General features: G+C 63.0%; 2 protein-coding genes. One reads left to right on the top strand and one right to left on the bottom strand.

The window, feature by feature from the left end:
* Positions 1 to 442 (top strand): hypothetical protein (locus EN964_RS36030; RefSeq protein WP_127277559.1); only part of this gene is annotated, 442 nt, incomplete at its 5' end.
* Positions 443 to 515: 73 nt separating this feature from the next.
* Here the strand turns inward: EN964_RS36030 and EN964_RS36035 are convergent.
* A partial coding sequence (locus EN964_RS36035; RefSeq protein ID WP_206528837.1) for a lytic murein transglycosylase occupies positions 516 to 808 on the bottom strand: 293 nt, incomplete at its 5' end.

Consider the following 808-nt stretch of genomic DNA (forward strand, 5'->3'; position numbering starts at 1 on the left):
TCGCGACCTTCCGGCGCTGATCGAGTGCAGGGCGGACGTTCCGACCTACAACGACTTTGCCCTGTGGCTGTCCAGCGCACCGGGCGCCGTTGAAACGCTTGGCTGGAAGGAGGTTGCCTCGGGCAATCCGTTTCTCAGCCAATACGAACTGCCGGCCAAAATCCGCGTGTTCAACCGCGAGACAGGATCGATCGTGTTTACCGCTGCGGGGCCGATGGCCGTGCTCGACGGCGTTGCCGCGCCGGAGCTTGCCGAAGAACTCAACGTCATGGCCGTTTTTTCCACGCCGCAAAAATTCCTTGGCGAGAAGGTCGTTGTCCACAGCACCGAAGAGTCGGAAGGATTGACCTTCTCCACGGACGTCAAGCTTAACGTCTCGACCGTCGAGTCCCACCCCGGCAAGACCCTGGCCGGCTGCTCCTACACGCTCGAAATCAAATAAAAACCCGGCATTCGCGCCGGGTTTTCGATCAAGTCAGAAATGGCCGGGGCCCTTCTGCCCGGTGCATGGTCCGTCAATCGCCGTCGATCGCCGTGGCGATGCGGGCGATGGCCTGCTGATAGACGCTCGCGGAATTCCAGCCGGCAATCGCGCCCATATTCGCACTCGCGCTCGCGCCCGCCCGCCAGCCATGGCCCTTGAGGAAGTTGGCGGTGGAAGCCAGCGCCGTGCCCTTGTCGCGCAGGTTTCCGCCGCCGACGCCATATTTCAGGACGTTTCCTGGCAGGAACTGCGTGTGTCCGATCTCGCCATGCGCGGCGCCGACCGACGAGGCTGACAACGCCCCGCGATCAACCAGCTTCAGGG

The organism is Mesorhizobium sp. M7A.F.Ca.CA.001.10.2.1 (genome assembly GCF_003998575.1).
GTDB lineage: Bacteria > Pseudomonadota > Alphaproteobacteria > Rhizobiales > Rhizobiaceae > Mesorhizobium.